The sequence below is a fragment of the Halobellus sp. MBLA0158 genome (assembly GCF_041477585.1).
Lineage (GTDB): Archaea > Halobacteriota > Halobacteria > Halobacteriales > Haloferacaceae > Haloquadratum > Haloquadratum rubicundus.
On sequence record NZ_JBGNYA010000001.1, the window covers coordinates 261,594 to 279,994 of the forward strand.

The window sequence follows — 18,401 nt, forward strand, 5'->3', positions numbered from 1 at the left end:
CGCCGCGCGGATTCCGTCCGCGAGACGCGTTCGCGGCCGATTTTCCCCTCCCGCCCGAAAGCCCGAGTAGGAAGATACTTCCCGCTCGCTCGGGAATCCGAGGGTATGAGTCAGTACGCAGTGAGCGGCCGGTTCCAGAGCCGCGACGGGTTCAGCGAGTTCAACACGGTCGTCGACGCGCCCAACGAGGACGTCGCTCGCGAGCGCGTCTACGCGAACATCGGGAGCCAGCACGGCCTGAAGCGGACCCAGATCGAGATCGACGGCGTCGCAGAGGAGGCCACAGCATGATGGGCGGCGGCCAGCAGCAACTCCAGCAGCTCTCCCAGGAACTGCAGGCGATCGACGAGGAGATCGAGGAACTGGAGTCCCAGGTCGAAGAGCTCCAGACCGAACAGACCGAGATCGACGAGGCGATCGAGGCGATCGGGTCGCTGGAGACGGGCTCGACCGTCCAGGTCCCCCTCGGCGGCGGCGCGTACGTCCGCGCGGAGGTCCAGGACATCGACGAGATCATCGTCGGCCTCGGCGCCGACTTCGCGGCCGAGCAGTCCGCCGACGACGCCGTCGAGGCGCTCGAAACCAAGCGCGACGCGCTCGACGACCGCATCGCGGACGTCCGCGAGGACATCGCCGAGCTCGAAAGCGAGAGCGACGAGCTCGAACAGCAGGCCCAGCAGATGCAACAGCAGATGCAGCAGCAGCAGATGCAGCAGATGCAGCAGCAGAGCGGCGACGACGAGTAAGCGCCCCCAGCGCCGAGTCGGGCCGGATCTCCGGGCCGGCGCGGCGCAAACGCGGTACACGCGGTAGATCACTATGTTCGACGGACTGAAGAACAAACTCAACAGTTTCCGCGAGGACGTCGAGGAGACCGCCGAGGAGAAGCAGGCCGAGGCCGACGAGACCGCGGCCGCCGAGACGGCCGAGGCAGACGCGGACGTCGCGGCCGACAGCGGCGAGGCGACCGACGCCGACGCGGCGGCTGCGGCCGATACCGACGCCGACGCCGAGACGGACTCCGAGTCCGAACCGACCGACGGGGCGGGCCTCGCGTCCGAGGAGGCGGCCGCCGCGCTCGACGAAGAGCGCGAGGAGGACGCCGGTCCCGGTCGGCTCCAGCGCGCCGCCGCCTTCGCCACGGGGAAGGTCATCATCGAGGAAGACGACCTCGAAGACCCCCTCTGGGAGCTGGAGATGGCGCTCTTAGAGAGCGACGTCGAGATGAACGTCGCCGAGGAGATCCTCGACACCGTCCGCGAGAAGATGGTCGGCGAGACCCGCGCCCAGGTCCAGACGACGGGCGAGCTCGTCGAGGAGGCGCTCCACGACGCTCTCTACGAGGTAATCAGCGTCGGTCAGTTCGACTTCGACGAGCGGGTCCGGTCGGCCGAAAAGCCCGTGACCATCGTCTTCACCGGCGTCAACGGCGTCGGCAAGACCACGAGCATCGCGAAGCTCGCGCGCTACCTCGAAGACCGGGGGCTGTCGGTCGTGATGGCGAACGGCGACACCTACCGCGCCGGCGCGAACGAGCAGATCAGGAAGCACGCCGACAACCTCGATCAGAAGCTCATCACCCACGAGCAGGGCGGCGACCCCGCCGCGGTGCTGTACGACGCCGTCGAGTACGCCGAGGCCCACGACGTCGACGTCGTCCTCGGCGACACGGCCGGACGGCTCCACACCTCCAACGACCTGATGGCGCAGTTGGAGAAGATCGACCGCGTCGTCAACCCCGATATGACGCTGTTCGTCGACGAGGCGGTCGCGGGCCAGGACGCCGTCGAGCGCGCCAAGAAGTTCAACGACGCCGCCGAGATCGACGGCGCCGTCCTCACGAAGGCCGACGCCGACTCGAACGGCGGCGCGGCCATCTCCATCGCGTACGTCACCGGCAAGCCGATTCTCTTTCTGGGAACGGGCCAGGGCTACGACGACCTCGAACGGTTCGACCCCGAGCGGATGGTCGACCGCCTGGTGGGCGAGGAGCCGTAGTCGGGCGCCTACGCGTCCCCGTCGGACTGGAACGGCTCGCCGACCGCCGACCGGGGAAGCAGACTCAGGAACTCCAGTTCGAGGTCCTCGCTGGAGGCGAAGCGGTCGGTGTGGGAGTCCCGAAGCACCTCGTCGACGGTGACCGACCCGTCGGCCAGCCACACGGTCACGTCGCCGCACTCGCGGGCCGCCCGCGACGGCGAGAGCGGGAAGGAAAGCCCCGAGAAGACCGTGCCGATTCTGTTGAGTCTGATCGATTCTGTCATAATCACCCCGTGTACGCTCGATAACATAATAAATGTATATGATATACTTCGGTCGGGCGGCGTCCCCTCAGACAGAACGGAAGCGCGGAGAGACGGGTCCGCGGCGGCGACAGCGACCGCGGGCCCGGACGGCGCTCACCGGTCGGCGGGCGGCCGCTGGACCTCCTCGGCGATCGGTTCGTCCAGCGAGAGGTGCATCGAGAGGTTCGACTGGGTCCGCTCTGTGACCTCGAAGTCGACGTTGCGGTAGACGGAGATGGCGCGGCGGTTCCCCTTGGCGACGTCGAGCCGGAGCGCGTCGTGGCCCCGGTCCTCGGCGTACGCGATGAGGTGCCGGATCAGTTCGGAGCCGACCCCGCGGTTCTGGTAGTCGTCGTGGACGAAGATCACGAACTGGGGCTCGTCGGTCCCGGCCGGGACGACGCCGACGTGGCCGGCGATCCGGCCGTCGTCGGCGGCGACCAGATTCCAGCCCTCATCGGTGAGCCTGATCAGCCACTCCTCGATCTTGGTCCGACTCCCCGGCGGCAGCCCCATCGTCCGGTTCGTCGCGTCGATGTCTTCGTACATCTCCACGAGCGCGTCGAAGTCGGCCTCCTCGTAGGGCCGCACGAGCAGCGGGACCGCCTCGCCGTCGACGAAGCGGGGGCACCGCGGCGGACACATCGCCGTCCCGGTACACTCCGACGGATCCCAGTAGCGACACTCGGTGTCGATCGCGGTGTCGGTCTCGATCTCGGGATCAGTTCCGGCATCGACGTCGATCTCGGTCTCAGGGTCAGCGCCGGAGTCGAAGTCGGGGTCGGGGTCGTTGGGGCCGGTGTCGGTCATAGCCCGTCCCCTCCGTCACCGCACGGGCGGGCGTCCCCGGATCTACGCCGTCCCGCCGCGGGAGCGCGTCGGGGGCACGGGACGGGACCGCCGCGGATCGCTGTCGCCGGCGACGGCGGGCCCGCTGGGAGGTCGCGACCCCGGACGTGGGCTCGAACGTCGGTCATTGCAGAGGAATACGTCCCTTGGGGACATGTATCTTACTTCGAATACCTTCGGACGCGTCGGAGGCGACGCGCCCGTGCGAACGGCGGCTCGGGCGAAGAGAGCGTCACTCGACCGCCAACGCGGCGCCGAGCGCGATCATCGCGCCCCCGCCGAGCCACGAGAGCCGGGCGGTCGTCGTCGACGACGACAAGAGCGCGCCGACGCGGCCGGACGCGACCGCGACGCCGCCGAGGTAGACGGCGGTCAGCGCGGCGTACGTCGCCCCGAGGAGCAGCATCCGAACCGGGGAGTCGGGGCCAGCGCCCGCGAATCCGGGGAGGAACGCGAGGAAGAACAGCGCCACTTTCGGATTCAGGGCGTTGACGAGGACGCCCCGGCGGAAGCTCCCGGCCGCCGGCTCGGCCGCGGCGTCGCCGGCGCCGAATTCGTCGTTTCGGATCGCCTGCACGCCGAGGTAGACGAGGTAGACCGCGCCGGCGTACTTCACCGCGCGGTACGCGACGGGCGCGGCGCGGAGGAGCGCCGCCAGCCCGAGCGTCGCCACCGCGGTGTGAAAGAGGACGCCGGTCGAGATGCCGAGCGCGGAGCGGACGCCCGCGGCGCGGCTCTGGATCCCGCGGGTGAGGACGTACATCGTGTCGGGGCCCGGAGTGAGGATGAGCGCGACGGCGGCGGCGCAAAACGCGAGGAAAGTGGGGAGCTCGGGAAAGAGCGCCATCGGCTCGGACTCGGTCGCGCCCGCAGAAAAAGCCTTTACCCGGGCGGCGGCGTAGAGAGGGGTAATGGTACTCGATAATCTCGGGAGTTCCCTGCGCTCCAGTCTGGATAAACTGCAGGGGAAGTCCCGCCTCGACGAGGAGGACGTCGAGGAGATCGTCAAGGAGATCCAGCGCTCGCTGCTCTCTGCGGACGTCGAAGTCGATCTCGTGATGGACCTGTCCTCGTCGATCGAAGAGCGGGCGCTCGAAGAAGAGCCCCCGGGCGGGACGTCGGCGCGGGACCACGTCCTCAAGATCGTCTACGAGGAGCTCGTCGACCTCGTCGGCGAGTCGACGGATCTCCCCCTGGAGTCGCAGACGATCCTGCTCGCCGGCCTCCAGGGGTCCGGCAAGACCACGAGCGCCGCCAAGATGGCGTGGTGGTTCTCGAAGAAGGGGCTCCGCCCCGCGGTCATCCAGACCGACACCTTCCGGCCCGGCGCCTACGACCAGGCCAAGCAGATGTGCGAGCGCGCCGAGGTGTCGTTCTACGGCGACCCCGACGAGTCGGACCCGGTGACGATCGCCCGCGAGGGCCTCGAAGCGACGGAGGAGGCGGACGTCCACATCGTCGACACCGCCGGCCGCCACGCGCTCGAAGACGACCTCATCGACGAGATCGAAGAGATCGAGTCGGTCGTCGACCCCGACCGCTCGCTCCTCGTCCTGGACGCCGCGATCGGCCAAGGCGCCAAGGAACAGGCCCGCGAGTTCGACTCCTCGATCGGCATCGACGGGGTCGTCGTCACCAAACTCGACGGGACCGCGAAGGGCGGCGGCGCGCTGACCGCCGTCAACGAGACCGGCTCCTCGATCGCCTTCCTCGGGACCGGCGAGACCGTCCAGGACATCGAGCGCTTCGAGCCCAACGGCTTCATCTCCCGGCTCCTGGGGATGGGCGACCTCAAGCAGCTCTCCGAGCGCGTCGAGCGCGCGATGGCCGAGACCCAGGAGGAAGACGACGACTGGGACCCCGAGGATATCATGGAGGGGTCGTTCACCCTCAAGGATATGCAAAAGCAGATGGAGGCGATGAACCGGATGGGGCCCCTGGACCAGGTGCTCGACATGATCCCCGGACTGGGCGGCGGCTTCAAGGACCAGCTCCCGGACGACGCGATGGACGTCACCCAGGACCGGATGCGCGCTTTCGACGTCATCATGGACTCGATGACCGACGACGAACTGGAGAACCCGCGCTCGATCGGCGCCTCCCGCGTCCGCCGGATCGCCCAGGGGTCGGGCAAGGACGAAGAGACCGTCCGGGAACTGCTCGAACAGCACAAGATGATGGAACAGACCATCCAGCAGTTCCAGGGGATGGGCGACGGCGACATGCAGCGGATGATGAAGAAGCTCCAGAACCAGGGCGGCGGTGGCGGAATGGGCGGCCTCGGCGGCGGGGGCGGCGGCCTCGGCCCGTTCGGCGACTGATCGGCGCACGGACCCCGACCGCGCGCCCGACGCGTCCGATTTTTTACCCCTCGCGTTCTCGCCTCTCGTATGACCGTCCGGGAGGCCGCGCGAGAGGCGTATCGCGAGGCGCTCCCGGCGCTCGCCGCGAGCCTCGTCGGCGGGCTGATCGCGGGCGTCGTGCTCAGCGGGATGCGCGCCGAACTCCGCGACGTCTCCGGACTCTTGGTTCTGGTCCCGGCGCTCCTAGCCACCCGCGGGAACGTCTACGGCTCGCTCGGCGCGCGGATCTCGACGGCGCTCCACCAGGGCCTCGTCGAACCCCGGGTCCGCGGCGGCGACGAGCGGCTCCGGTCGGCGGTCGCGGCCGCGCTCGCGAACGGCCTGCTCGCGTCGGCGTTCGCCGCCGTCGCGGTCTTCGCGATCCTCACGGCGCTCGGCAGACCGGTCGCGTCGCTCCCGACGCTCGTCGCCATCGCGCTCGTCGCGGGGCTGCTCTCGGGCGTCGCGCTCTCGGCCGTCGTCGTCACCGCGGTCTTCGCCGGCTACCGCCGCGGCCGCGACCCCGACACGCTCGTGGGGCCGCTCGTGACGACCACCGGCGACGTCTTCGGCGTGTTCTTCCTGCTCGCGGCGGTCAGGCTGGTGCTCCGCCTCGCGGAGGTGGTCTGAGTGTCGACCGAGTGGACCGTCCGCGCGATCTCGCGGGCGATGCTGCCCGTGCTCCTCGTCCTGACGCTCGTCGAGGTCGGGAGCGGGCTCGTGCTCGGGAGCTTCGAGGCGCAGTTGCTCGAATACCCGACGCTGCTCGCGCTCGTGCCCGTCACGATCGGGACCGCCGGCAACCTCGGGAGCATCCTCGCGGCCCGGCTCTCGACGGCGTTCCACCTCGGGACGCTCTCGTTCGATCCGCGCGACGAGACCCTCGCCGGCAACGCGGTCGCGACGCTGGCGCTCGCGGTCTCGATCTTCCCCGTCGTCGGGATCGGCGCCTGGGGGCTCACCGCGCTGGCCAGCGGCGTCCGGCTGGCGCCCGAGACGGTCGTCGCCATCTCGCTGACCTCGGGGATCGCGCTGGCGGTCCTGGCGGTCGGCGTGACCCTGACGGTGACGTACGTCGCCTACCGCTTCCGGCTCGACCCCGACGACGTGGTGATCCCGATCGTGACGAACACCTGCGACGTGCTCGGCGTGGTGGTGCTGTTCGCGACGGTGCAGTTGCTGTTGTGACGTCAGCTGCTGAGCCGACCGTCGGGCCGAACGCCGTGCCGCAACCGACGCCGATTAGTCCGCGGACGTCCGAGACGAACGCGTGCAACTGCCGGGAGCCCTCGACGCCGTCTGGCCGGTGCTCGTCGAGGTAGCGCCGCGTGTCGCCCGCATCGCGGTGTTCATCGGAATCGGCGTCTTCCTCGCGAACGTCGCCGTCGGCTTCGGGCTCGTCGAGAAGATCGCGGCGTTCTCGAAGTACCTCACCCGGCCCGCGAACCTCCCCGACGAGGTCGGGACCGCGATCGTCACGACCGCGGCCTCGACGACCGCCGGCTACGGGATGCTCGCTGACTTCCGGGAGTCCGGGCGGCTGAACGACGCCGAGACGCTGATCGCGGTGACGATGAACACCTTCTTCGGCTTCGTCCAGCACATTTTCACGTTCTACGCTCCCGTGTTGATCCCGATCTTGGGCCTCGAAGTCGGCCTGCTCTACGTCGGCGCCCGCGCCGCGATCGCGCTCGGGATCACGATCGCGGGCGTCCTCGCCGGGGCGATGTTGCTCTCGCGCGGCCCCGCAGGCGACCGGCCCGCGACCGCGGCGGTCGACGGCGGCGTCGAGACGCCGGACGACGGCTCGGTTCCCGACCACGATATCGACGACGGCGACGACGAGGAGTCGCCCGCGGCGGTGGTCCGCACCGCGGCCGAGAAGACCTGGCCGAAGCTCAAGCGGATCGTCCCGCGGCTCGCGCTCGTCTACGTCGTCGTGACTCTCTTGGTCCGCACGCAGGACCTCCGCGCGGTCACGGGCATCGCCGAGCCGCTGACCGCACTGCTGGGGCTGCCGGGGGCGTCGCTGCCGGTGATCGCCGTGTTCGCGTTCGACACCACCGCCGGCGCGGCGACCATCGCGCCGATGATCGGCGGGACGTTCACGCCGCGGACCGCGGTCGCGACGATGCTTCTCGGCGGGATCGTCTCCTTCGCGGTCTCGACGTTCAAGCGCTCGATCCCGTTCCAGTACGGGATCTGGGGGCCGGCGTTCGGGTCGAAGGTGATCGTCGTCAACACGGCGCTGAAGGTCGTCTTCATCGCCGCGGCGCTGGCCGTGTTGCTCGTGCCGGTCTGAGGCAGGGATCGCGACCGCCGGGACCGAATTACCGCTCTCCCTCGTCGAAGTCGATCGGTTTTCCTTCCTCGGTCGGCGGCGCGACGTGGTCGATGTACGAGTCGACGTCGGGCTCGTGGACGGTGACGTGGACCTCGATGTCGCCGAGTTCGTCGGGGTTGCCGACGGCGAAGTTGATCGTGCCCTTGAACGCGGCCTGCTTCTTCAGCGAGAAGGAAAAGCCCTCCTCGTCGGCGCGCTTTGCGAACTCCCGCCGGGCGGTGTCGAGGATCTCCTGTTCGTGCAGCCGCTCGGAGAAGCGCTCCAGCGAGTGGGTCGCGCCGACGAGCTCCTTGTCTCGGTGTTCGAACTCGACGTTCGGGAACAGATTCCGCACCGCGTCCTCGACGCGGTCTGTAACCTCGGTGTCGCGCACGGGGGCGACGATGCGGGCCTCGACGCGGTAGATCACGGCGCACCACCCGCCGTTCGGACCTGGACGTAGTCGTCGCCGCCGATCCGGTCGAGGTCCTCGTCGAGGATCGCGCGGACCCGCTCGCGGAACGCTTCCAGGGAGTCCGTGTTCCGGACGACGACGTCCGCGCGGTCCATCACCTCGCCCATCCCGAAGCCGAGTTCGCGCTCCTCGCGCTCGCGGAGGGCCTCGCGGTCGAGGTCGGTGTCGTCCCGGCCGCGTTCGAGCAGGCGGTCCGCGCGGGTCTCGAACGGCGCTTCGACGCTCACGAGGTGGAAGTCGTCGCCGAACGCCTCGCGGAAGCGGTCGAGTTCGACGTCCGAGCGGAGGCCGTCGACGAGGACGACGTCGCTTTCTTCCAGTTCGGACTCGATCATCGGGAGCGACCGCTCGGCGATGGCGGCGGGGCCGTCCTCCTCGCGGAGCGTCTTCGCCATCTCGCCGTGGTGCTCTGCGGGGTCGAATCCGCGCTCGCGGCAGGCCTTCCGGATCACGTCGCCCATCGTGACGACCGGGACGCCGGCCTCGCGAGCGACCGCGGCGGCCTCGCCCTTGCCGCTCCCGGGCAGTCCGACGGTGCCGATGACCTTCATTACGCGACGGTTCTCGGTTGCGGACCTTACGCGTTCCGCTCCCTGCGCGTTCCGGCCGGCGCTCACGACGTCATCCACATTCCTTTTTACCGCCCGCCGACTGCCTTCCGACGAGGGCGCGTAGCTCAGTCGGACAGAGCGTCGGACTTCTAATCCGATGGTCGCGGGTTCGAATCCCGTCGCGCTCGTGCAGCGAGGAACGAAGTGACGAGCGAACCAGCGCGCGGGATTCGAATCAGGGAGCGAACGGAGCGAGCGACCGTGGTTCGAATTCCGTCTCGCTCGTTCGGCCTTCGGCCTCACTCGCCCGACGTACTCCCGATCGCTTCGCTCTCGGGAGTCCCGTCGCGCTCTTCATCCCGACGAGTAACCGCGAGCGGTGAGAACAGCGTCGACGCGCTTGATCGAGAGGATTCGGTCGCGGCGGAGTAAGTAACGTGTTGTAACCGGGTTTCTGTGGGTAATCGTTATCAGCCTCGCCGCTGCAATGGCCGGTATGGCCGAGAGCACCGGTGAATCGGACGCCGCGATGGAACTGGAGGTGTGGTGTGCCGGCGAGGACTGGTGCCCGGTGACGACGACCTCGTCGCTCATCGGCAAGAAGTGGCACCCCGTCATCATCCATCGGCTCCTCGAACACGGGCCGAGCGGCTTTAACGAACTGAAAGACGACGTCGACGGGATTTCGAGCAAGGTCCTCTCGGAGAGCCTGGAGGACCTCGGCGAGAAACAGCTCGTCCGCCGAACGGTCGTCAGCGAGAAGCCGTATCGGGTCGAATACTCACTCACAACCCACGGCGAGTCCCTCGAACCGGTGATCTACGCGATGCGCGACTGGGGGCTCGAACACCTCACTGAGCCGACCGATGAGAACGACGCGAACGGCTGACTCCGAGGCTGTCTCGGGTGGGATCGGCGGAGGGACCACACGATGAACCCGACGAAGCGAGTCCGGCTCGGCGGGCTCTTGATCGCGGTCTCCGGCTTCGGGATCACCCGGCTGTTCGTCGCCGAGACCGTCCGGGTCGATATGCCGGTGCTGTTCATCCTCGCGGGCCTCCTCCCGCTGATCGTCGGGCTGGTGTTGACCGCCTACGGCGTCGCGCTGGCGGTCGGTCCCTTCGGCGCCGAGTACGTGAACACGGTCGCGCGCTGGCACCTCCTCGGCGTCGGCGGGATGGCGATCGTGTTCGCGATCACGGGGCTCGATCAGTTCGTCCGCACCGGCACCGTCGCCGTCGGCAGCGAGTCGCCACTCCTCGTCGCGAACGTGCTCCTGGGCGGGGCCGTCGGCGGGACGCTCACGGGAATCCACGCGGGGACCTCGCGCCGCCAACAGCGCGAGATCAGCCGATCGGCCAACCGGGCGCTCCTCGTCAATCGCCTCCTCAAGCACGAGGTGCTGAACGCGATCACGATCATCGACGGCCACGCCGACCTCCTGAGCGACGGCGACGGGGACCGCCCGGAGTCGATGTCGGCGATCCGACGGGCGGTCGAGCGGATCCGGTCGACGATCAGAGACGTCGGGACGGTCGCTCGTGACCGGGGCGGGGGCGCCGGGGTCGACCTCGAACGGATCGTGCGCGAGGAAGTCGCCGCCGCGGGCGACGCCCACGATGCGGCCGTCGACCTCGCCGTACACACGGCCGACGCGTCGAGCACGGCCGACGAGCGGATCGCCATCGTGGTCCGCGAGCTGCTCGAAAACGCCGCGATGTACGGCGGCGACCGCGGCGTCTCGGTGTCGCTCGACGAGGCGTCGGGCGCGGTCGAACTGTCTGTCACCGACGACGGACCGGGACTGCCGGAGCGACAGCGAGCTCTCTTGGAAGAGGGTCAGTTCCCCGAGTACGACGACCCCGCCGCGGGGTTCGGCCTCCAGATCGTCCGCCTGCTCGTGACCCAGTTCGGCGGGCGGATCCGCGTCGAGGACGCCGCCGAGGGCGGAACGCGGATCACCGTCGTGCTCCCGCGCAACGACGAGACGGCCGTGAACGCGGCGACCATCGGGCTCTCGTTTCCGAACCTCACGGGCGCGGTCGTCGGCGGGGTGCTCGGCGGGGTCGCGATGGGCGTCGTGTTTCAGGCGTCGACCGGACTCCTCCCGGTGATCGGCTCGCTCTACGGGATCGGGAGCCCGCTCGTCGGGTGGGTCACCCACCTGTTCCACAGCGCGGTCTTCGGCCTGCTCTTCGCGGCGGTCACCGCCGCCGCGCCGGTCGCGCGGGTCGCCTCCGGGACCGTTCGCTGCGCCGTGCTCGGGCTCGTGTGGGGGGTCGTCCTGTGGCTCGTCGCCGCCGGCGTGGTGATGCCGCTGTGGCTCTCGCTCGTCGGCGTGCCCGCCTCGCTGCCGAACCTCTCGCTCGTCGGCCTCGTCGGCCACGCTGTCTGGGGCGTCGTCCTCGGGGTGGCCTACGATCGGTTGATCGAGATGGCGCTCGTCGAGCGGCTGGGGCGACGGGCGCGCGTTCGGTGAGAACCGCTATTCCGGGTTACCTCGGGGTTAGGGCGCGCTTTTGGGAACCGATACCATACGTCGAGTATGGATCGAGCGCCGACCCGCAGAGCGTTCCTCGCCGCCGTCGGCGTCGCCTCGCTCGCGGGCTGTCTCGGCGGGCGGACGCCCGGCGGAGCCCTCGGTTCCGGCGACGAGACCGGCGTCAGTACGACAGCAGAGAGTCAGGAATTCCCGTTCCCGACCACCGGCGAGACCCGCCCGCTGCCGGCGACGCCGTCGTCGATCCGGGAAGACGCGGTCTCCGGCGGCCCGCCGAAGGACGGCATCCCCTCCATCGACGATCCGGCGTTCGTGTCGGCCGAGGCCGCGGAGGGACTGCGACCGGGCGACCCCGTCTTCGGCGTCGCCCGCGGCGGCGATCGGAAGGCCTACCCACAGTCGATCCTCGTCAAGCACGAGATCTGCAACGACGTCGTCGACGGGACGCCGGTCAGCGTCACGTACTGTCCGCTCACCGGGACCGCGATGGGGTTCGAGCGCGGCGAGACGACCTTCGGGGTGTCGGGGCGGCTGGTGAACAACAACCTGATTATGTACGACCGGGCCACCGAGACCTGGTGGCCGCAGGTGCTCGCGACGTCGATCCCCGGGCCGTGGAACGAGGCGCCCCCGACGCGGTCGCTGTCGGAGTTCCGGGTCGTCTGGACGACCTGGGAGCGGTGGTCGGAGACGCACCCGGACACGGCGGTCCTCTCCCGCGACACGGGCTTCGCCGACAACTACGACCAAGACCCGTACGGAACGTACAATCCGCGTTCGGGCTACTACGCCCCGGCGTCGGCGCCGATGTTCGAACCGCTGTCGCGGGACGACAGGCTCCAGCCCAAGCGGGTCGTCATCGGCGCGCGGACCCCCGCCGGCGCGGTCGCCTTCGGGAAGAACCGCCTCCGGCGCGAGAAGGTGCTCCGCGGGGACCTCGGCGGGACGCCGGTCGTCGCGGTCTACGAGCCGACGCTCGATACGGGCTACGTCTACCGCGACCCCGACGAGACGCGCTACGAGTACCGCGAGGGGCGGATCGTCGACGGGTCGGGAGCGGAGCACGATCCGGCGTCGCTCCCCCGCGATCGCGTGCTGGCGTTCGACGCGATGTGGTTCGCCTGGCGCGGGTTCTACCCGGAGACGACGCTCTATGCCTGAGACGCCGGTCGCGGACGGGCCGCGGCGGATCCTGGGTCGGACGGCCGCAGCGCTCGGAGCCGCCGGACGGCGCCGGGACGCTGCGGGCGTCTTCCTCGTCGCGGGCGCCCTGTACTTCCTCGCGTACCTCTACACCCTGGGCGACCTCGCCGTGGGCGGCGGCTCCGGCGTGACGATCCGCGTCGCTGACGACCTCTCGCGGGCGTTCGCGAGCCTCGGCTTCTTCCGGTTCGGCGCCGTCGCTGTCGTCAACGCGGGTCCGGTCACCTACCTGTTCTCGCCGCTGAACGCCCTGCTGGCGCTCTGTCTCGCGACGCTCGTCGGCGCGAACCTCTCGCTCACGTACCTCGGGGTCGTCCAGCCGCGGGCCTGCGGCCTGGAGAGTTCCGCGGGGGTGCTCGCGGGCGTTCCCGCGCTGCTCTCGGGCGCCGCCTGTTGCGGGCCGACGATCCTCCTAGCGGTCGGCGTCCAGGCCGGCGCGGCGATCGTCTCGGGGTTTCAGCTCCTCGTGCCTGTCGCGGTCGCGATGCTCGTCGGGAGCCTGCTGTTGATCGGGCGGAACGTCGATCCGGCGCTGGCGTGACCCGGGGGACGATGACACGCCCGTAACCCGGTTACTGGTCGGTTCGCGTGCGCTTTTCACCCACCGGGATCAAACGCGAGCGCAATGGCGAACGCAGCAGTCGTGATCCTCGCGGGCACCGAATCGCACGCCGACCTCGGGCGGCTCGTCAACGGCCTCGAAGCGGCCAAGGAGTTCGCCGAGACCGAGGGCGACGAACTCGAACTCATCTTCGACGGCGCGGGAACCCAGTGGATTCCCGAGCTCGAAGACGAAGACCACAGCTATCACGAGCTCTACCGGGCCGTCCGCGACGAGACGTCGGTGTGTGACTACTGCGTCGGGGCGTTCGACGTCGACGACGCGGTCGAGGACGCCGGCGTACCCACCCTCGACGACCACGAGGGCCACCCGAGCGTCCGATCGCTCGTCGACGACGACTACGAGATCATCACGTTCTGAGGCGACGGCGACCCATCGCCGACGCGCGTGCGGACGGCTTCCGAAGCGTTTAATCGAATTCCGACTCCTTTCTCATCCGATATGACGAAAGTCAGCATCGTCGGCGCCGCCGGGACGGTCGGCGCCACCGCCGGGTACAACCTCGCGCTGCGCGACGTGGTGGACGAACTGGTCTTCGTCGACATTCCCGACAAGGAAGACGAGACCGTCGGACAGGCCGCGGACGCGAACCACGGGATCGCCTACGACTCCAACACCGAGGTCGTCCAGGGCACCTACGAGGACACCGCGGGCTCGGACGTCGTCGTCATCACCGCGGGCATCCCGCGCCAGCCCGGCCAGACCCGGATCGACCTCGCGGGCGACAACGCGCCGATTATGGACGACATCGGCTCCTCGCTCGCCGAGCATACCGACGACTTCGTCTCGGTCACGACCTCGAACCCCGTCGACCTGCTGAACCGCCACCTCTACGAGTCGGGCGACCGCGACCGCCACAAGGTGATCGGCTTCGGCGGCCGCCTCGACTCCGCGCGCTTCCGCTACGTGCTCAGCCAGCGCTTCGACGTGCCCGTGAAGAACGTCGAGGCGACGATCCTCGGCGAGCACGGCGACGCCCAGGTCCCGGTCTTCTCCAAGGTGCGCGTCGACGGCGCCGACCCCGACTTCGCCGCCGACGAGCGCGAGGAGATCCTCGGCGACCTCCAGGAGTCGGCGATGGACGTCATCGAGCGCAAGGGCGCGACCCAGTGGGGTCCGGCCACGGGCGTCGCCCACATGGTCGAGGCGATCCTCCGCGACACCGGCGCGGTGCTCCCCGGCTCGATCGTCCTCGACGGCGAGTACGGCTACGAGGACACCGCCTTCGGCGTTCCGATCAAACTCGGCTCGGACGGCGTCGAGGAGGTCGTCGAGTGGGACCTCGACGACTACGAGGCCGACCTGATGGACGACGCCGCCGAGAAGCTCAGCGACCAGTACGACAAGATCGCGTAAGCGCGTCAGCGGACCCGCGTTTTCTCCTCTCGATCGCCGCTCAGTCGGTCACGACACCCGCGACCGACGGGATCGCGTCCACGACGCCGGCCGCGACGCCGTAGGCCGCCAGCGCGTGCGCCCGCGGCCAGTTGTCGAGGATGTCGGTCTCGGTGAGGTAGCCGTCGCCCTTCGAGAGGTAGTAGCCCGCCGCGCGCAGGAGCCACTGCTCGAACGCGTTGCCGGTCGCGGCGATCCGGTAGGTCCCGTCGACCGCCCGGCGTTTCACGTCCAAGAGCAGCGACTGCGGGACCGACGAGCGACCGCGGAGCCGCTCGACCGCGGCCTCCCCGGTCGAAAAGCCGTGGAACTTCGCGAGCGCGGTCGCGAGCGTCGTCGTCTCCAGGCCGTCGAGGCCGTCTCGGCGGGCCCACTGGGCGTCTTCGAGCGCGCCCTCGCCAGGTTCGAGCGCCAGCAGCCGGTTCCAGGCGGTGTCGCGCGGCGTCTCCTCGCGGACGCGCCGGGAGTCGTACCACTCCTCGCCGCGGGCGAACTCCTGCACCCGCGACCGGTACGTCTCGCGAGCGGACGCGAGGTCGACCCGGACCGGCACGGACTGCCGCGCACCGAACGTCCGGTGGAACTGGCGGGCGTCGTCGAGGTAGCGGACCGAGCGCTCGTGGTTCCGGACCGCACGGGCCAGCGCCTTCTCGCGGACGCGCTCGGAATGCTCATCGAGAGCCGCACGGTCGACCTCGGCGTTCGTGCCGGCGATCGCCGCCACGTGGAGCCGCGTCTCGATCAGGTCGGCCCAGACCATCGCCTCGGCGGGCGCGTCGCTCTCGTAGCGGAGCCCGGAGCGGAAGTCGTCGATGCCGGGCGCCGGACCGGTCTGTGCCGGACCGTCGGGGCCGATCGTGACGTCGTCGAGCGTCGCGGCCGCGGCGCCGAGCGCCAGCGCGACGTATCTGACGTGGGAACGCACCGCACCGAGCGTCTCGAAGGACGGCGGGTGCGACTCCGCGAGGAACTCTCGGGCGTCGGCGACGCTGCCCTCGATACCGAAGAAGCGGTCGCCGTCGAGGTGGCCGGCGGCGCGGGCGCGGTCGACGATCGGCGCCGCGCGTTCGGTGAGGTCGCGGAGGTGGTCGATCGCCGAATCGCGGTGTTCGGGGCGGACGAGCGCGACGTCCTGGTGGCTGACGCCGTCGGGGTAGGGGACCGCCGCGGGACCGGCCGCGGCGACCGCGCCCGCGCCGAGGAGGCCGGTGACGCCGACGGCGCCGCCGAGTCGGAGGAGCGCGCGTCGGGAGATGGAGGGACCAGTCACAGGGACGGTCTTCGACGGTGAGCCCAATACGTCTTGCCCCGGCGGCCGCTCGGCGGGAACCTCGGTCTACGCGGTGGCGGCCTGGAGGTCCGAGAGGTACGACGCGAGATCGGTGGTCGTGACCATCCCGATGACGGCGCCGTCGTCGTCGACGACCGGAACGTGGTGGATCCCGTGGTCGATCATCGACTCGGCGATCTGGGCGATCGGCACCTGCGCCGTCGTCGTGACCGCGGTGTCGGACATATACGCGGAGACGGGCGTCTGGTCCTTCGGCTGTCGCTCGGCGACGATCTGCACGAAGTCCGTCCGCGTGAGGATGCCGACGAGCTGGCCGTCTTCGACCACGACGACGGAGCCGATCTCCTCGTCGAGCATCTTCTGTGCGGCGTCTTCGACCAGCGTATCGGGCGAGACGGTGTGGACCGGCGAGGACATCACGCGTGCGACGAAAATATCGTCCATACCTCGGATACGGCATCAACGACTATTAAGAATTCTGCAGGCGGCGACACCTTCGCCGAGCGGCCGGCGGTGACGCGAGCGTTTATCAGTGAGAGCGGGACCAGGCCCCGCGTGGTGTGAACGACGCCCCGCGCCGGGCAGCGGTTGTTCGGCACGTCGGCGCGGGAGGCGGTTCGGAGATCAGGTGCCGACTGTTCGCTCTTCCCGCTCATAGTGATTACTCTCGTCTCTTACCGCCGAACGCCGTCACCGGGGGGTGGCGTTCGGCGGTAAACAGTGAGAGCAATCACTATCAAAGCCGCTCGCGGATCGTCCGCGCGGTCTGCTCGCCGACGCCCGGGACGTCCGTCAGGTCCGCCGTCGACGCCGCGCGGACGTTCTCGACGCTCCCGAACCGACGGAGGAGCGCCCGTCTGGTCTGCTCGCCGACACCGGGGACGTCTTCGAGCACCGTGCGGACGTCGTCGCGGAGCGTCTGGTGGTACTGGACCGCGAAGCGGTGCGCCTCGTCGCGGACGCGCTGGAGCACGTGGAGCGCCGGGTGGTCGTCGTCCCAGTCGCGGACGCCGTCGGGGGTGACGACGAGCTCCCGCTCTTTCGCGAGCGCGACGGCCGGGACGTCCCAGCCGACCTCCGCGAGCGCGTCGGTCGCGGCGCCGAGTTGGCCCTCGCCGCCGTCGATCAGCAACAGGTCCGGATCGGGGCGATCGTCTCGGCCCTCGACCGCCCGCTCGGCGCGCCAGCGGACGAGCTCGCGCATCCGCGCGTAGTCGTCGTTGCCGTCGGCGAGTCGCTTTCGCCGATACGCCGACTTCTCGGCCGAGCCGTCGACGAAGCAGACGTTACTTCCGACGACGGCCTTCCCCTGGGCGTGGCTCACGTCGAAGCCCTCGATCCGCGAGACAGAACCGAGGCCGAGCGCGTCAGCGAGCGCGCCGAGTTCGTCGTCGTGATCCGGCCCGCGTCGGGCGTTCTTGAGCGCGAGGTCGACGAGCTTCGCCTCTCGGCCCGCACCCGGAACGCGGAGGTCGACGCCCTCGGCGCGGAGCCACGACGTCACGTCCGCGTCGTCGGGGCGCTCCGAGCAGAGGATTGCGTCGGGAAGCTCCCGCTCGGCGTAGTACTGGGTGAGGAACGCGGTGAGCACCGCGGCCGAGCGCTCGCCGCCCTCCAGCGCGTCGAGTCGGTGCCGCGAGCGGTCGACGAGCTGGCCGCGCTCGCTGTGGAGCCGCGCGACCGTCGCGGTGTCGCCCTCGACGGCGACGCCGAGGACGTCGACGGTCCGCTCGTCGGACTGCGCCGAGATGGCCTCCTCGCCGCCGGCGTGGAACGACTCGACCGCGTCGAGCCGATCGTGCAGATTCGCCGCCCGTTCGAACTGTTCGCCCTCGGCGGCGGATTCCATCTCCCGGCGGAGCGGATCCGCCAGCACGCCGGTCTCGCCCTCGAAGAACCGGATCACGGACTCGACATCCTCCCGATAGGCGTCGACGTCGATCTCGCCGGTGCAGGGCGCGCTACAGAGCCCCATCTCGTAGTCGAGACACGGTCGGTCGCGGTTGGCGTACTTGTGGTCCGAGCAGCCGCGGAGGCCGTAGGTCTCCCGGAGCGCCTTCACGACGGTCTCGACCCGGCCCTTGTCGGTGAACGGCCCGAAGACGGTCGCGCCGGGGTCGGGGTCGCGCGTCACCTCGATCCGCGGGATCCGGTGGTCGGTGAGCTGGACCAAGGGGTAGGACTTGTCGTCCTTCAGCCGGACGTTGTAGCGCGGCTGGTGGCGCTTGATCAGGTTCGCTTCGAGCAGCAGCGCCTGCGTCTCGGTGTCGGTGACGGCGACGTCGATCGATTCCGCGCGGTCGACCATCCGGCGGATCCGCTCGCCGCGCGGGTCGGCGTACGACCGGACCCGGTCGCGGAGGTCGACGGCCTTGCCGACGTAGAGGACGTCGTCGCCGTCGAGGAACTGGTAGACCCCGGGGTCGGTCGGCAGCTCCGCGGCGCGGGCGCGGAGGTCGCTGCGCTCCATCGGCCGGAAGTAGCGGATCGAGCGGCTTGAGCGTGACGCGACGGAGCGGAGCGGCTACGCTCGCGCCCGCCGTCGGGCCGCGAGGAGCGCGACGG

The 18,401-nt window shown here is 69.9% G+C and carries 22 protein-coding genes and 1 tRNA gene; 14 read left to right on the forward strand and 9 right to left on the reverse strand.

Features of this window, described 5'->3' with window-relative positions; genetic code table 11:
* Positions 1-105: 105 nt before the first annotated feature.
* The 3 genes from rpl18a to ftsY all read left to right on the forward strand — a co-directional run bounded on the left by rpl18a (position 106) and on the right by ftsY (position 1,998).
* Positions 106-291: a 50S ribosomal protein L18Ae gene (rpl18a, locus tag OS889_RS01275; protein ID WP_372386670.1), complete on the forward strand. Its 186-nt coding sequence runs from the start codon at positions 106-108 to the stop codon at positions 289-291.
* On the forward strand, positions 288-746 hold the full coding sequence (gene pfdA / locus OS889_RS01280) for a prefoldin subunit alpha (RefSeq protein WP_372386671.1): 459 nt from the start codon (positions 288-290) through the stop codon (positions 744-746). The genes rpl18a and pfdA overlap by 4 nt, the downstream gene beginning before the upstream one ends.
* 73 nt (positions 747-819) lie before the next feature.
* Positions 820-1,998: a signal recognition particle-docking protein FtsY gene (ftsY, locus tag OS889_RS01285; protein WP_372386672.1), complete on the forward strand. Its 1,179-nt coding sequence runs from the start codon at positions 820-822 to the stop codon at positions 1,996-1,998.
* Between the two features lie 8 nt (positions 1,999-2,006).
* Here ftsY and OS889_RS01290 read toward each other — a convergent pair whose 3' ends face one another.
* The 3 genes from OS889_RS01290 to OS889_RS01300 all read right to left on the reverse strand — a co-directional run bounded on the left by OS889_RS01290 (position 2,007) and on the right by OS889_RS01300 (position 3,981).
* Complete coding sequence (locus OS889_RS01290; RefSeq protein ID WP_372386673.1) at positions 2,007-2,264, reverse strand: DUF5789 family protein; 258 nt, start codon at positions 2,262-2,264, stop codon at positions 2,007-2,009.
* A 135-nt stretch (positions 2,265-2,399) separates the two neighbouring features.
* The gene (locus OS889_RS01295; RefSeq protein WP_372386674.1) at positions 2,400-3,095 is read right to left on the reverse strand and encodes a GNAT family N-acetyltransferase; all 696 of its coding nucleotides are present in this window, start codon (positions 3,093-3,095) and stop codon (positions 2,400-2,402) included.
* 271 nt (positions 3,096-3,366) lie between these two features.
* The gene (locus OS889_RS01300) at positions 3,367-3,981 is read right to left on the reverse strand and encodes a LysE family translocator (RefSeq protein ID WP_372386675.1); all 615 of its coding nucleotides are present in this window, start codon (positions 3,979-3,981) and stop codon (positions 3,367-3,369) included.
* A gap of 64 nt (positions 3,982-4,045) precedes the next feature.
* Between OS889_RS01300 and OS889_RS01305 the strand changes: the two genes are divergently transcribed.
* The 4 genes from OS889_RS01305 (at position 4,046) to OS889_RS01320 (ending at position 7,778) form a co-directional block, all read left to right on the forward strand.
* The gene (locus tag OS889_RS01305) at positions 4,046-5,455 is read left to right on the forward strand and encodes a signal recognition particle protein Srp54 (protein WP_372386676.1); all 1,410 of its coding nucleotides are present in this window, start codon (positions 4,046-4,048) and stop codon (positions 5,453-5,455) included.
* A 69-nt stretch (positions 5,456-5,524) separates the two neighbouring features.
* Positions 5,525-6,106 carry a magnesium transporter gene (locus OS889_RS01310; protein ID WP_372386677.1) on the forward strand — a complete coding sequence of 194 codons (582 nt, stop codon included), beginning with the start codon at positions 5,525-5,527 and terminating at the stop codon, positions 6,104-6,106.
* Positions 6,107-6,664, forward strand: a complete 558-nt coding sequence (locus tag OS889_RS01315; protein WP_372386678.1) for a magnesium transporter — start codon at positions 6,107-6,109, stop codon at positions 6,662-6,664.
* An 82-nt stretch (positions 6,665-6,746) separates the two neighbouring features.
* Complete coding sequence (locus OS889_RS01320) at positions 6,747-7,778, forward strand: nucleoside recognition protein (protein WP_372386679.1); 1,032 nt, start codon at positions 6,747-6,749, stop codon at positions 7,776-7,778.
* A gap of 28 nt (positions 7,779-7,806) precedes the next feature.
* On the opposite strand, the gene OS889_RS01325 is transcribed toward OS889_RS01320, so the two are convergent.
* Entirely contained in the window at positions 7,807-8,229 is a 423-nt protein-coding gene (locus OS889_RS01325; protein WP_372386680.1) for an RNA-binding domain-containing protein, read from the reverse strand.
* Positions 8,226-8,825, reverse strand: coding sequence for an AAA family ATPase (locus OS889_RS01330; RefSeq protein WP_372386681.1), 600 nt, complete (start codon positions 8,823-8,825; stop codon positions 8,226-8,228). The genes OS889_RS01325 and OS889_RS01330 overlap by 4 nt, the downstream gene beginning before the upstream one ends.
* Before the next feature lie 114 nt (positions 8,826-8,939).
* On the opposite strand from OS889_RS01330, the gene OS889_RS01335 reads away from it, so the two are divergent.
* The 7 genes from OS889_RS01335 to mdh all read left to right on the forward strand — a co-directional run bounded on the left by OS889_RS01335 (position 8,940) and on the right by mdh (position 14,506).
* Positions 8,940-9,013 (forward strand) — tRNA-Arg (locus OS889_RS01335).
* 308 nt (positions 9,014-9,321) lie between these two features.
* Positions 9,322-9,714, forward strand: coding sequence for a winged helix-turn-helix transcriptional regulator (locus OS889_RS01340; RefSeq protein ID WP_372386682.1), 393 nt, complete (start codon positions 9,322-9,324; stop codon positions 9,712-9,714).
* Positions 9,715-9,756: 42 nt separating this feature from the next.
* Positions 9,757-11,304, forward strand: a complete 1,548-nt coding sequence (locus OS889_RS01345; RefSeq protein ID WP_372386683.1) for a sensor histidine kinase — start codon at positions 9,757-9,759, stop codon at positions 11,302-11,304.
* 66 nt (positions 11,305-11,370) lie between these two features.
* Positions 11,371-12,486, forward strand: a complete 1,116-nt coding sequence (locus OS889_RS01350) for a DUF3179 domain-containing protein (RefSeq protein WP_372386684.1) — start codon at positions 11,371-11,373, stop codon at positions 12,484-12,486.
* The gene (locus tag OS889_RS01355; RefSeq protein ID WP_372386685.1) at positions 12,479-13,069 is read left to right on the forward strand and encodes a hypothetical protein; all 591 of its coding nucleotides are present in this window, start codon (positions 12,479-12,481) and stop codon (positions 13,067-13,069) included. Before OS889_RS01350 ends, OS889_RS01355 begins: the two co-directional genes overlap by 8 nt.
* Before the next feature lie 84 nt (positions 13,070-13,153).
* Entirely contained in the window at positions 13,154-13,510 is a 357-nt protein-coding gene (locus OS889_RS01360) for a hypothetical protein (RefSeq protein WP_372386686.1), read from the forward strand.
* Between the two features lie 81 nt (positions 13,511-13,591).
* Positions 13,592-14,506, forward strand: a complete 915-nt coding sequence (gene mdh, locus OS889_RS01365) for a malate dehydrogenase (RefSeq protein WP_372386687.1) — start codon at positions 13,592-13,594, stop codon at positions 14,504-14,506.
* 40 nt (positions 14,507-14,546) lie between these two features.
* On the opposite strand, the gene OS889_RS01370 is transcribed toward mdh, so the two are convergent.
* From OS889_RS01370 to OS889_RS01385, 4 genes are all read right to left on the reverse strand, one after another.
* Positions 14,547-15,815: a hypothetical protein gene (locus tag OS889_RS01370; protein ID WP_372386688.1), complete on the reverse strand. Its 1,269-nt coding sequence runs from the start codon at positions 15,813-15,815 to the stop codon at positions 14,547-14,549.
* 66 nt (positions 15,816-15,881) lie between these two features.
* Complete coding sequence (locus OS889_RS01375) at positions 15,882-16,280, reverse strand: CBS domain-containing protein (protein ID WP_372386689.1); 399 nt, start codon at positions 16,278-16,280, stop codon at positions 15,882-15,884.
* Entirely contained in the window at positions 16,253-16,492 is a 240-nt protein-coding gene (locus OS889_RS01380) for a hypothetical protein (protein ID WP_372386690.1), read from the reverse strand. Before OS889_RS01380 ends, OS889_RS01375 begins: the two co-directional genes overlap by 28 nt.
* 80 nt (positions 16,493-16,572) lie before the next feature.
* Complete coding sequence (locus OS889_RS01385) at positions 16,573-18,306, reverse strand: excinuclease ABC subunit C (protein WP_372386691.1); 1,734 nt, start codon at positions 18,304-18,306, stop codon at positions 16,573-16,575.
* Positions 18,307-18,401: the final 95 nt, after the last annotated feature.